10 protein-coding genes are annotated in these 12,976 nt (G+C 46.2%); 7 read left to right on the forward strand and 3 right to left on the reverse strand.

Annotated elements, in window-relative coordinates:
- The first annotated feature begins 179 nt into the window (after positions 1 to 179).
- Positions 180 to 2,192, forward strand: coding sequence for an excinuclease ABC subunit UvrB (gene uvrB / locus QUB30_RS00995; protein WP_333037910.1), 2,013 nt, complete (start codon positions 180 to 182; stop codon positions 2,190 to 2,192).
- Between the two features lie 68 nt (positions 2,193 to 2,260).
- Positions 2,261 to 2,659 (forward strand): DUF2281 domain-containing protein, encoded by a 399-nt coding sequence (locus QUB30_RS01000; RefSeq protein WP_333327767.1) that lies wholly within the window; start codon positions 2,261 to 2,263, stop codon positions 2,657 to 2,659.
- 73 nt (positions 2,660 to 2,732) lie between these two features.
- Here QUB30_RS01000 and QUB30_RS01005 read toward each other — a convergent pair whose 3' ends face one another.
- The 3 genes from QUB30_RS01005 to QUB30_RS01015 form a co-directional block, all read right to left on the reverse strand.
- Positions 2,733 to 3,041 (reverse strand): hypothetical protein, encoded by a 309-nt coding sequence (locus QUB30_RS01005; RefSeq protein WP_333327770.1) that lies wholly within the window; start codon positions 3,039 to 3,041, stop codon positions 2,733 to 2,735.
- A gap of 586 nt (positions 3,042 to 3,627) precedes the next feature.
- The gene (locus QUB30_RS01010; RefSeq protein ID WP_333327773.1) at positions 3,628 to 4,152 is read right to left on the reverse strand and encodes a hypothetical protein; all 525 of its coding nucleotides are present in this window, start codon (positions 4,150 to 4,152) and stop codon (positions 3,628 to 3,630) included.
- Positions 4,153 to 4,326: 174 nt separating this feature from the next.
- A complete protein-coding gene (locus QUB30_RS01015) occupies positions 4,327 to 5,364 on the reverse strand; it encodes an NADP(H)-dependent aldo-keto reductase (RefSeq protein ID WP_333327776.1) in 1,038 nt (345 codons plus the stop codon).
- 208 nt (positions 5,365 to 5,572) lie between these two features.
- Here QUB30_RS01015 and QUB30_RS01020 point away from each other — a divergent pair, with 208 nt between their 5' ends.
- The 5 genes from QUB30_RS01020 (at position 5,573) to QUB30_RS01040 (ending at position 12,884) form a co-directional block, all read left to right on the forward strand.
- Positions 5,573 to 6,712 (forward strand): DegT/DnrJ/EryC1/StrS family aminotransferase, encoded by a 1,140-nt coding sequence (locus QUB30_RS01020; RefSeq protein WP_333327779.1) that lies wholly within the window; start codon positions 5,573 to 5,575, stop codon positions 6,710 to 6,712.
- 150 nt (positions 6,713 to 6,862) lie between these two features.
- Entirely contained in the window at positions 6,863 to 7,738 is an 876-nt protein-coding gene (crtB, locus tag QUB30_RS01025) for a cyanoexosortase B (protein WP_333327963.1), read from the forward strand.
- Between the two features lie 8 nt (positions 7,739 to 7,746).
- Positions 7,747 to 8,448: a cyanoexosortase B system-associated protein gene (locus tag QUB30_RS01030; RefSeq protein ID WP_333327783.1), complete on the forward strand. Its 702-nt coding sequence runs from the start codon at positions 7,747 to 7,749 to the stop codon at positions 8,446 to 8,448.
- A gap of 507 nt (positions 8,449 to 8,955) precedes the next feature.
- Positions 8,956 to 10,476, forward strand: a complete 1,521-nt coding sequence (locus QUB30_RS01035; RefSeq protein ID WP_333327785.1) for a polysaccharide biosynthesis/export family protein — start codon at positions 8,956 to 8,958, stop codon at positions 10,474 to 10,476.
- Positions 10,477 to 10,655: 179 nt separating this feature from the next.
- Positions 10,656 to 12,884 (forward strand): AAA family ATPase, encoded by a 2,229-nt coding sequence (locus tag QUB30_RS01040; protein ID WP_333327788.1) that lies wholly within the window; start codon positions 10,656 to 10,658, stop codon positions 12,882 to 12,884.
- Positions 12,885 to 12,976 lie beyond the last annotated feature (92 nt).

Here is a 12,976-nt window from a genome sequence, read left to right on the forward strand (position 1 = left end):
TTTTCCTCGCTTATTTTGGGACGTTGATTGCTGGGTGCGGACAACTGCTTTTCTTGGCTTTCTGCTTGCTATTTCGGCCGATGATTAAAATAATATTACAAAGTCTAACTATTTTTTTAACGAAATTGCAGAATCTCTGCATTTTTGTTAAGATTTATGGGTAATAGCTACATTTTCCTATGGTAACTGCGGCAGCATCTTTTCAATTGCAAGCGCCCTTCCAGCCCACAGGCGACCAACCGCTAGCGATCGAGCAACTTGTCAAAGGCATCGAAGCTGGGGATCGATTTCAAACCTTACTCGGTGCCACAGGTACGGGCAAAACCTTCTCCATTGCCTCGGTGATTGAAAAAGTCGGCAGACCCACCTTAGTCTTAGCACACAACAAAACCCTGGCAGCTCAACTGTGTAACGAACTGCGAAATTTTTTCCCGAACAATGCAGTCGAATACTTTGTCAGTTATTACGACTACTACCAACCTGAAGCATACATCGCCGTAACCGATACTTTCATTGAGAAGACGGCAGCAATTAACGACGAGATCGATATGTTGCGGCACTCAGCCACGCGATCGCTCTTTGAACGCCGCGACGTAATTGTAGTTGCTTCAATTAGCTGCATCTACGGTTTGGGAATGCCTGCAGAATACCTGAAAGCGGCTATTCCTTTGCGAGTAGGAATGGAAGTCAACCAGCGACAAGTTTTGCGAGATTTAGTCAACGTTCAATACAGCCGCAACGACATAGATTTAGGCAGAGGTAAATTTCGCGTCAAAGGCGATGTTTTGGAAATTGGCCCCGCTTACGAAGATAGAATTATTCGCGTCGAATTCTTCGGCGACGAAATTGATGCCATTCGCTACGTTGACCCCGTAACAGGTAAAATTCTGCAAAGTTCAACGGCTTTAAATATCTATCCAGCGCGCCACTTTGTCACGGCCGAAGATAAATTAGAGGCTGCTTGCCAAGGAATAGAACTCGAATTAGAAGACCGACTGGCAGAATTTGAAAAACAGGGGAAACTATTAGAAGCTCAGCGGTTGGAACAGCGCACGCGCTACGATTTGGAAATGCTGCGCGAGGTAGGTTACTGCAACGGAGTCGAGAATTATTCGCGGCATTTAGCAGGGAGAAATGCGGGGGAACCGCCAGAATGTTTGATTGATTATTTCCCGAAAGATTGGATGTTGGTGATAGATGAATCTCACGTCACCGTGCCGCAAATTCGGGGAATGTACAACGGCGACCAAGCGCGCAAAAAAGTATTGATCGAACACGGTTTCCGCTTGCCCAGCGCGGCAGATAACCGCCCTTTAAAAGCAGAGGAATTCTGGGCGAAAGAAAATCAGTGCATCTTTGTTTCTGCTACGCCTGGGGATTGGGAAATGGAAATATCCGAAGGTAGAGTTGCAGAGCAAGTAATTCGCCCTACCGGAGTAGTAGATCCGACAATTTTTGTGCGCCCGACGGAAGGACAAATTGATGATTTGTTGGGGGAAATCAAGGAGAGAGTAAGTCGGGACGAGCGAGTTTTGGTGACGACTTTAACGAAGCGGATGGCGGAAGATTTAACCGAATATTTGCAGGAGAGGGCGATTAAAGTCCGGTATTTGCACTCGGAAATTCAGTCGATTCAACGCATCGAAATTATCCAAGATTTGCAGGATGGTAAGTTTGATGTATTGATTGGTGTTAACTTGCTGCGGGAAGGTTTGGATTTGCCGGAAGTTTCGCTGGTGGTAATTTTGGATGCGGATAAAGAGGGGTTTTTGCGATCGGGACGTTCGTTGATTCAAACGATTGGAAGGGCGGCGCGGCACGTTCAAGGACAGGCTATTTTGTACGCGGATAATTTGACGGATAGTATGGTTAAGGCGATCGACGAAACCGATCGCCGCCGGGGGATTCAGCTAGCGTACAATAAGATGCACGGGATTACGCCGCAGCCGATCGCCAAAAAGCGATCGAGTAATGCGATTTTGGCATTTTTGGACGTGTCGCGCAAGCTGAATTCTCAGCAGTTGGAGGAGGTTTACGAACAGGTAAACGAGTTATCTTTGGATGAGATTCCTCAGTTAATCGGGCGGTTGGAAGCGCAGATGAAGGCGGCGGCTAAGAAGCTGGAGTTTGAGGAGGCGGGTAAATTGCGCGATCGGATTAAGCATTTGCGGGATAAGCTATTGGGACATTAGACTTCTGATGAAAAGCAGAGTCTTGAGCAGGCAAGATGCCTGCTCCACAAGAATTATGCGAGACATAAATGAGCAAATTTCAATTATTTGATACAGTTAATTTAACCGAAGCAGTCGCCCTCGCTGATGGCGAGATTGCACCGCCAGAAACAGCCGGGGCAATTGTTGAGGTTTTCAAGAACGGTGAAGCTTATTTAGTAGAATTATTTGGCGGATGGGTGAAAGCGGAAGTTGACGGAGATTTTGTGCCTGCAACTCAGGATGAACCGGGCGCATTTATGGAAACGATTGGTGTTGAAACAGTTTATCCGCATCAGTTGCAATTAATAAAATCGGCCGACGAAATGATGGGGATTCGAGAGCATTTACTGTCGGTTTTAAATAATTTACCTGACGAGTTAGTGGCTGAAGTCTGCGATTTTGCGGAGTTTTTGCAGGAAAAACAGCAAAACGTGCGATCGCATTAAGCATTTAGGTGAAGTGCGATCGCCTTTTACCATTCTCCTATTTTATGGATGGAAAGGGCGATCGTACTTTCTATCAGCTTCCTAGTCTTTCGGCTGAATATTTGCGTTCCAACGAGTCGGCTTTTGATGAACCATTGTTATCCCAGGAATCTGACTCGTACTCCCATCCACGGTTTTTATCTTTCCGATCCTCATCTTCCGAGTGTAACCGTTCTAAGGTAGTCACTCTGTCTTTGAGTTTTTGCAGATCGCGGTGAATGTCCGATGATGTAAGCTCTTGACTGTTTGGGTGCGACCCATAAACCATACGGGCTATCTCCAAACCATGAGGATGAGCGAGCAGCTTTTCGAGTAGCGTTCGCGCGTGATTTTGTGGTATCATTGTTTTGCATAAATTAAATAACATCCAGAATCCTGAGAACGGCTTAATGCAGTTCAAGGCTACCCTTCTCGAATTCATGGTTTGCATAGAGCGTCCCTAACACCTCCAAGTAGTAGGGACGTTCTTTATTTATTATTAGCACATTAGCTGGCTAGTAGTCAACAAAATTTTGTGATAAGTTATGCTTTTTTTTTTGTTTATCCTGTGTTACCAGTACAGCAAAACGGGATAGAGAAAAACGAAACAGGATAGGAAATGAGATAGTAATTGAATGTGAGGTATTAATTAACTTAATTAAGAATTGAAACCGCAAAGCGGGTATTTAGCGTTAAATCCTGCATAGCCACAATTAACCTAAATCCCCATTAGGGATTGAAACAGCTTTATTCTCTGTCAAAAGCGCACAGGGATGCGTTTTTGAGTGGCAATTAACCTAAATCTCTATTAGGGACTGAAACCGATACATTTAGCAAGATGTGGGACGGAACTTTTAAAAATGCAGTTAACCTAAATATTTATTAGGGATTGAAACTTGTCCGTCATTATATTAAAAAAGGTCGCTCGCCCAAAACACCACCCGAACCAACTACTTACTCAATACCGCAGCATCCGTACTGCTAGCAAAAGCTGGACGAATAAATTCCTCCTTCTCTTCCAACGTGATGAAACCCTTATCTACAGCTAGCTGCATCACTTCCTGAAGAAAACCTCTGAGCACATCTAATACTTGAGTGCGATCGAACTCAAAATGCTTTTCCCAGCACGAAGTCCCACACTTGATCCAAGTGCAGTTAATCTTATTGTTGATCTGTACCAACATAATAGTGAACCAACTCTCACCAAAGTCTATTTCTATTGGTTTACCTTGCGATAGCTTCGCAATTTCCTGGGGAAAGTAATTGTCAATCATCATACAGATATCTGGATCTAAAAATACCTCTTTTTGAGCATCACCTATTTCTATGAAAACTTTATGGTTGTATTCAAAACAGAAACATCGCCATCCCATTTCAAAATGAGAAAGCTCTCCCAATGGATCTTCAGGAGGATCTGCGTAGTTTTCTAAGAAAAGCTCGGATAATTTAAAATTAAATTTTTGACTGCTATTCATCGCTGTTCATCCTAAACGATATAAAAACTTAATAAGTTGGGTTTCGTTTCGTGACCTCAACCCAACCTACTAATACCAAATTCGCGGTAAATTTTGCCTCTATTTCTTAGTCCGCGAAGGCGGAGTTTGTTGGTGTAGAAGCGGTTTCAACCGCCGAGAGAGCGAGGAATAAACTTACGGTGTCGGATTCGGATACTTAGCGTGCACCGCATCGATTTCCGCTATGATCTCCCGATCCAAATTCACCTCCAAACTACCGATATTTTCCTCCAACTGTTCGAGACTTGTTGCACCGATAATGGTGCTAGTTACAAACCAGCGCGATCGCACATACGCCAAAGCCATCTGCGCCGGACTTATCCCATGTTTCCCCGCAATCTCAACATACGCTTTCACCGCATCATTCAGATTAGTTTTATCGTAACGCTGCCCGAATCCCGCGAATAAAGCCAACCTAGAATTTTCGGGAATTCCATCCAAGTATTTACCCGTTAACAGCCCAAATCCCAAAGGACTGTAAGCCATCAATCCCACATTCTTAAAACGGCAAGTTTCTGCTAAATTTAGGTGAAATGTCCGATTGCTCAAACTGAAAGCATTCTGAATCGAAACAACTTTCGGCAATCCGTGTTTTTCCGCCAAGGTGCAAAACTCGCAAACTCCCCAAGGCGTCTCGTTACTCAAACCCAAATAGCGGATTTTGCCAGCTTTAATCAAGTCAGCAAATACCTCTAATTGTTCCAAAATCGGTACTGTTTCGTGCTCTTGGGCGATGTCGTAATCCGGCGCGCCAAATAGCGGGACGTAGCGATCGGGCCAGTGGATTTGATACAGGTCGATGTAGTCAGTTTGCAAGCGCTTCAGGCTGTCATTCAGGGCTTTTTCGACATTTGGGCGATCGATCTGATTTTTCCCTTCGCGAATCCACTTTAATCGAGAACTTCGACCCGCCACTTTAGTCGCTATAATGACTTTATCCCGTTGTTGTTTGACCAACCATTCCCCGATATATTCCTCTGTTTTGCCCTGAGTTTCCGCCTTTCCAGGGACGGGATACATTTCTGCCGTATCGATAAAGTTGATGCCTCTATCGATCGCAAAATCGAGCTGTTGGGCCGCTTCCTCAACGGTATTCTGCTGGCCGTAAGTCATCGTGCCCAAACAGATTTCAGATACTGATAAGTCGCTGTCGCCGAGTTTTTTGTATTCCATAATTGCGATTGCTTGCTGCAAAATTATCTGCTTCTATATTACCGAAAAAAAATCATTTATTTGCTGAGTCAAAAAAAGTACGTGAGGCGCAGCTCTTCCGTAAAAAATCTCCATTTCCCCTCTGCTACTGTGCGCCCTCTGCGGTTAAAATATTTTAAAAGCTATTTGCCCTTAAATGTTAATATAAATAATTAGGTTCCGATAGTTTATGAGTAAGCGCCCGCCAAAAGTTCCGTTTGTAAATCTCTCCCTGCAACACCAGCCAATCCACTCCCAAATAGCAGAAGCTATTGGAAAAATTATCCAGGAAGGAGACTTTATTTTAGGTCAATCACTGACAGAATTTGAAACAGCATTTGCAGCAGCTTCAGGAGTAAAATACGGCGTAGGAGTGGCTTGTGGAACAGATGCGATCGCTCTGGGACTCCAAGCTTGCGGCATTAATCCGGGCGACGAAATTATCATACCCGCTAACACTTTTATCGCCACCGCGATCGCCGTCCTCCAAGCTAAAGCTGTACCTATTCTTGTAGATTGCGACCCGGAAACTGCCCTGATTGACCTCACAGCAGCCGAAACAGCAGTTACCTCCAAAACTAAAGCAATTATTCCCGTACACCTCTACGGTCAAATGGTATCACCTGGGCAGCTTTTAGATTTTGCGAACCGCCACGATTTGATCGTATTTGAAGATGCCGCCCAAGCACACTTAGCCGAAAGAGAAGGATACCGCGCGGGTTCCATTGGGAAAGCAGCAGCATTCAGCTTTTATCCCAGCAAAAACCTCGGTGCTTTTGGCGACGGCGGGATGTTAATTACTAACGATGCAGAGCTCGCAGAAAAAATGCGAACTCTCCGCAATTACGGAGCACAAAGCAAATATTTACACACAGAAATTGGCACCAACAGCCGCCTCGACAATTTGCAAGCGGCCGTGCTCAATGTTAAATTACCTTACTTAGAAAAATGGAATCGCGATCGCACCGACGCTGCTCAACACTACAATACTCTACTAGAACCCCTGAAACACAAAGGCATTGTACCGATCGCCAACCACAGTAACAGCGGTCATATTTATCACCTCTATGTTATCCAAATTACTGAGGAAAGCTCGATCGACCGCAACACCCTTCAGGAAAAACTCGCCCAAGACGGCATCCAAACAGGTATACACTATCCCGTACCTTGTCACCTGCAACCCGCCTACCAAAACTTAGGCAATCGGGGCGACTTCCCCCGCGCAGAAACCCTGTGCCAACAAATTTTATCATTGCCAATGTATCCTGGATTGAGCAATACTCAGATCGAGCAAGTTGTTCGGGCGATCGTACTATCATTGAATTGCTAATTGTTCGTAAAAACTTATGCTGCAGGTGTTTCAAGCAGTAAGGTGCGGTTCTCAAAGCGTTTTTGTGGGGAATTAACAATTCTTTAACTGACAGTTCCAAACCGCACACCGTTGCGAATCCAGCGCGGCAACCTCAAAACTTCTCAAACCATGCACATCCAGCGCAGAATTCGCATTGTTTTCAAGCGATACCTCCTGGGGGAAGGTATCACCGTACTCCTAGTGCTGCTGTACGCCCCCCTGCTAGTACACTGGTACGACGGTTGGTTCAACAAAAACATCAGCATCGAACACGAATATTTCAGCCACGGACTAATTGGTTTGCCTTACGCTGCTTATATTGCTTGGATGAACAGAAAGTCCTGGCGCAGCTTGCCCAACTCACCGCATCCTTTGGGAAGCTTTTTGCTGGTACTAGCCACGCTTTTTTATCTGAGTCGCTTGAGCGATTTAGTAAATTTATCATTGCTAGTAATGTTGGTGAGCATTTGCTTATCTTTAAAAGGAATTCCCGGCTTGAAATTGCACGCGATGCCGCTTTTATTCGTATTTCTGGCCTCGCCAAACCACATTCCTTACCTCATAGAACCCTACGCATTGCCGTTACAGCACTTCATTGCTGAAACATCAGGCTTGATATTAATTAAGGTTGGTCTCAACGTGAGAGTGGAACAAATTTATCTGTACGTAAACGATCGCATTGTAGAAGTTGCTCCCCACTGTGCAGGCTTGAAAATGCTGTTTACCAGTCTTTACGTCAGCTTAATTCTGCTGGATTGGACAGGAGTTTGGCACGACCAAAAAAGAAGCCTTTTGTTTTTAGCAAGTACATCCATTATTAGCATCACTTCCAACATTTTCCGCAACACTTTGCTAACTTACTTTCACGGAACTGAGAGAGAGACGCTTTTTACTTGGCTGCACGCCGGATGGGGCGGAGACTTGTATTCTGCTTGTATACTAGGCTTATTGGTACTTATCCTCAACGGGATGGAAAAGTATTTCCCAAGCCAGTCTGTAAATTAGTGAAACAAATGATTTCAGCACGCAAACTACTGCGACGGTACCAATTATCTAAAATTTTGGTACTGGTGTTTTTGCTGGTACTGGTTGGGACAGTAGCAATTCCGGGCTACGGCACAGGAAGGTGGCCTTGGACAAACCCGCCAACCGTTGCCAACCTCAAGCAATTGAAAAGTTTGCGCCAAAACGGGATGACACTTCCCGGCTGGGAGGTGATCCGCATCCAGAATAACGTCCAAATTGGCGGTCACAGGTGGTTAGTTGAAGAAATTAAAAACGATCGAACAATTGCCCTTTTATTGCTGTTGCCTCAAAATGACCCCAAAAACCAGCCGCAGGTAGAATGGCTCGATATCGATGGATTTCATCAGTGGCAAACAGATTCTCATCGCATTTTGAGGTTTACAGTTAAATTAGCGCCAATACCCGACAAGCCACCGACTAATGTTGAGGCCCGGTTTTTCCGAAGCTGGACTCCCCAACAAACTTTTGCTGTCGTGCAGTGGTACGCTTGGCCTAACGGGGGTTCTCCAACAACCAGCCGCTGGTTTTGGGAAGACAGCATTGCTAGACTGTCGAACCGCCGCGCCTCTTGGGTTGCTGTCAGTATCATCCTTCCCATTCAACCGCAGGGCAGCATTAAGATAGCTCAACCCTTGCTCGAATCTCTCGGCGAAATTGTCCAGGCTAAATTAATAGCAGAAACTTTCTGAGTATAGTATAGTTTTGACGGCAATTTTATGCGGGGGATATTTGAATATTATAGGGAAGTTATCATACCCAATACCACGATTAAAACCCCTCTCCTCGGCAATTAAAATCCGTCTTATACTATTTTATATAGTCCTGGACGCATCAATACCAAAGAAACCGAGTTTTGACCATTTTTCAATGTCTGGATGCAGTATTTTCGCAATAAAAACCCGGTTTCTGACCGCCCGTGCGTCCAGGAATATTATACTAACAAAGCCCGCCCGCGCAGGTCAGAAAAATCAAGGGGGAAAATTCAACCGATTTCAGTTAATACCTGTTGAAAAAAACTCTGCAATTACAGGGAATATCCAAACCATTATTTCAGCAGTCATTTCCTATTGTAAAATCTCAAGGATCAAATGCTATAATTTGGGATCTCGAATAGAGATTTTCAGTTGAGATTTGCGGAGAGGAAACTTAAAAATCAACGAATCATTCAAAATAATACTCTTTTTAATCATCTCAAAATGCCGGAAAAATTCACAATTAAAAATCGCGTCGCTTTTTCCTTGGCAGGCCTGTATTCAACGGCTTGGACTATATCTTTTGCTGTTGTATTCTGGGGCTTTAACGGCAAAGTTTTTCCAGAAACGGCTTTAGCCCAATCTGTTGTTCCTAGTTCCGAACAGTTCGTGCCGCCACCGCCACTGCGCGTACCGCCACTGCCGCCTGCCAACTTCAACCGGGAAATTAACCCCGCTTTTCGGAATCGACCCTACCGCCTGGGCCCGGCAGACCAGATTTCTGTTCAAGTTCAGCGCTTCCCAGAGCTAGGTTTTACAGGTGCAATCAGCCCTGAAGGGGTAATTGTACTGCCGCTAATCGGAACAGTAAATGTGCGCGGTCTTACCGTGGAACAAGCGCAGCAGCGCCTCCGGGAGCGCTTTGGCCAATTTATCAAAAATCCTCAAGTCTCGGCTGCTTTGCTGGTTCAGCGCCCCGTAGTGGTGACGGTGACGGGGGAAGTCGCCAGACCGGGTTTTTATCCGCTGCAAACCCCCCAACTTCCGGCGGCTCTGGCTGCTGCTGCTGGGACTACTCCTACGGCGGAACTGCGCGCAGTGCGGGTACGGCGGACTTTGCCTGAGGGTGGTGTCGCGGAGCAAATTGTGGATATTTTGACACCGCTGCAAACTGGTATTGCTCCGCCGGATTTGCGTTTGGAAGATGGAGATGCGATCGTCGTACCGTATAAACAGGTTACGCCCGATCGCAAATCGGATCAAGATTTAGCATCCAGGTACAGCCTCGCTGCGGCCGCTGTCCCCATCCAAATCACTGTCACCGGAGAAGTCAGCAAACCCGGTTTTTACACGCTTCCGGCCGGTTCTGGTCGAATTTCGGCTGCTTTGGTGATTGCAGGTGGAGTCACGGGAAAAGCCGATTTACGGGCGGTGCGAGTGCGGCGCACCCTCGTGGACGGCTCGTCGGTGGAGGAACCCATCGACCTCTACACTCCCCTAGCAAAGGCTAACGATTTGTTCGATTTTCCTTTGGCCTCGGGAGATGTGATTGTCATCCCGGAATTGGACGCTAGTACCAAAAACCTAGACTATGACAAAGCTCTAGTTTCGCGGTCTACTTTGATTAAGCCCAGGATCTACGTTCGAGTTTTGAGTTACGCTAGTGGTGGTTTGACCTCGTTCTACCTAGAAAATGGCAGCAAGTTTTTGGATGCTATCAACAACTTGCCTGTTAATCTTGCTGACTTGCGGAAAATAGCCCTGATTCGGTTCGACCAAAAGCAAGGTAGAGCTATCAACCGTTCCCTAGATGCTAAAGCTGCGTTGGAGGGCAATGTTTCTCAGAACCCGATGCTCGAAGATAATGATGTGATTGTTATTGGTAGAAATTTGGTAGAGCGCATTGGTTATGTAATCAATACTTTTACTCGACCATTCCGCGATACTTTGGGATTTATTCTGTTCTTTGAGCAGTTGAGAAATGGGGTGACAAATCTGTTCGGGCCATCACGTAATGATAGGTAGTCATACTATTTTCGATTTTCGATTTTCGATTTTCGATTGGGAATGACTTATGCGATATGGGTTTAAATCACGGGCCGAAAGTTTTAAGGTTTTGGGGAATGGGTATCATTTGTCAGGAATCATTAGTTATCGTTAACAATTAGCCATCTAAAATCTAAAATCTAAAATCTAAAATCGTCATGACTTTATCCGTTGTTAAACGTTATTTAATTGCTTTCGACCAATACAAGTGGGTGGGACTGGCTACTCTCGCGGTGAGTGTGGGCGTGTCGGGAGTAGTGGCCCTGCAGCCAACTCCGCCGCCAGTTTACGTTGCTGCTGGTACGCTGGCCTACCGCAGGCCGAGCGTGATTTTTTCATCGACTACTACTAAAATTCAACAGGAAGGACAAGAAATAACGAAAGATATGCTGCTGGATAAAAGGGTGGTTGAAGCAGCAGCGAAAAAAGTAAATGTTTCTGCTAAAAAGCTGGCAGATAACGTGCAGGTAAAGATGCCGAGTAAGAATAATGACCCCAGCGCTTTGATTCAAGTATTGTACAAAAATGCCGATCGCAAAAAAGCAGAAGCGGTAGTAGAGGCGCTGATGAAGGAAATGGTGGCTCGCAGCCAAACTATTAATACTTCTAGACTGCGAGAAACCATCGCCCAAATTAACAACCGTTTGCCGAAAGTCACTCAGGATCTCAGAGAGACGGAACAAAAATTAGAAACCTACGAAAAACGACAAGGAGTCTCGATTTTAGCAGCTCAGAGCGGTGCCCTGCCGCAAGCGATTACCAGCAGCCAACAGCAGCAGCGGCAACTGCGAGTGCAGTTGGGAGGAATAGAAGCTCAAATTAACAGTTTGCAGGAGCGCTTGGGATTGAATGTGGAGCAAGCTTACGTCGCTCAAGCACTCTCTGCCGATCCAATTATTGCGCAACTGCGAGTGCAATTGTTTTCGATCGAATCTCAGCTCAAAATTCTCCGCACCGACTTGCAGGAGGAACACCCGAAAATTGTAGAATTGGTCAAACAAAAACAAGTTTTTGAGCAGCAGTTGCAGCAGCGCCAGTCTGAGGTGCTCGGCGGTAACGGGGTGGCCGCTCCGCTCAGAAGTGCCGATCGAATTCGGGTAGACTCTTCTTTAGACCCGGCCAGACAGCAGTTAGCTCAAAGTTTGATTGCTTTGCAAACGCAGCGCGATATGCTGCAACAGCAACTCCAAGGAATCGAGAAAACTGAACAGCTATTACGCCGGGAACACGCGACAATCCCCAACAAGCAGTTAGAACAAGCGCGGTTGGCCCAGCAAGTAGCCCTGAAAAAATCTCTCTACGATAAGATGCAGTCGGCTTTGGTAGATGCTGAGGCTGCGGTAGTTGAGACAACCGGGAGTTTGACAATCGCCCAACTTCCCAAAACTGATGACGTTGAGTCAAACAAGAGAGGTTTGCCGGTGATGCTGGCGGTGGGGGGATTTGTGGGATTGCTGCTGGGCGGCGGGTTGATATTTTTGTTGGGGATGCTCAACGGCAAGTTTTACAGTTGGGAAGAAGTGCGGGCGGCTTTGGTGGAAAAAGAGGTGCCGATACTGGCAGTTTTGCCTGAAGTGACGGTGTTTGATTCCTACGCCGATGAAATGCCTCTGGCCCTGGAGGCAAATTCTCCCTATTTGGAATTTTACGAGCGATTGCGCACTAATTTGCGGCGGATCGGGGACAAACCGGTGAAGGTGGTGCTGCTGACTTCGGCGGCCGGTTTGGAGGGGAAAAGTTTTAGCGCTTACAATTTGGCAATTGCGTCGGCTCGATCGGGTAAGCGGACTTTGTTAATTGAAGCAGATTTGCGATCGGCTTCTAACGTTGAATCTTTGAAAATCGCTGCCGATCCTCTGGCGGCGGTGGAACCTTTGCACTATTACGGCAATATTAGCGAGTGCGTTTTTTTGGTTCCCGAGGTAGAGAACCTATATGTGGTACCGAGTCCGGGCTTTTTGCGGCAGGCCTCTGCTGTACTTGAATCGAGCGAAATGCGGAGATTGTTCGACGATGTTCGCAACCGCTTTGATTTTGTGGTTGTGGATTCTCCGGCCTTGAGCGAGTGCAACGACGCGCTGACGCTGGAACCGTACACGGACGGTATGATTTTGGTGGCGCGGCCTGGTTACACTCTGTCTAGTATGTTGTCTGAAGCTGCCGAGCAGTTGCTGGAATCTGAGGAGGAGGAGTCGCATAAATCCGGGCCGCGGCTGTTGGGAGCGATTATTAACGGTGCTGATATTGCGGTGAAGTTCCGCAACGATATGGATGAATTCGAGTTGCCTTTAAGTGCGATCGGCGATCGGGCTATTGAAGTGCGATCGAGGCAATTACCGCAGCAGTCAAAGCCCAAAAACAAAGCTATTAATAGTAAATTGAGCTAATTTATGTGGCTCGATTCTGGTAAAGCAATCCTCAAGGAAATTTGAATATTTGAATATATTGTAGGGTGCGCCATCAGCAGCTTAAGCCGAAA

The sequence above is a fragment of the Microcoleus sp. BROC3 genome (genome assembly GCF_036702515.1).
Lineage (GTDB): Bacteria > Cyanobacteriota > Cyanobacteriia > Cyanobacteriales > Microcoleaceae > Microcoleus.